Here is a 351-nt window from a genome sequence, read left to right on the forward strand (position 1 = left end):
ATGTAGCTGGACCCGTTGTCGCTGAGCAGACGCGGTTTGTGCAGCACCGTTGCCTGATCACAGTCTGAGGCGTGCAAAGCGAGGTCCAGTGTGTCGGTCACGTCCTCGGTCTTCATCGTCGTACAAAGCTTCCAGGCGATGATGTACCGGCTGCAATCGTCCAGGATCGTGCTGAGATAAAACCAGCCCCAGCCGATCACCTTCAGATATGTGAAGTCTGTCTGCCAGAGCTGGTTCGGCCGTGTTGTCTTGTCCTGGAACTCGTCTGCGGCTGACAAAACCACATAGGCTGGGCTGGTGATCAGATCGTAAGACTTGAAGATGCGGTAGACCGAAGCCTCTGACACAAAG

Annotated in this window: 1 protein-coding gene; it reads right to left on the reverse strand. The window is 55.3% G+C overall.

Going from position 1 to position 351, the window contains the following annotated elements:
* On the reverse strand, positions 1 to 351 hold a 351-nt coding region (locus tag ABLN87_RS22395), incomplete at both ends, for a DDE-type integrase/transposase/recombinase (protein ID WP_353014325.1).

This window comes from Ruegeria sp. SCP10 (assembly GCF_040329495.1).
Taxonomy (GTDB): Bacteria; Pseudomonadota; Alphaproteobacteria; order Rhodobacterales; family Rhodobacteraceae; genus Ruegeria.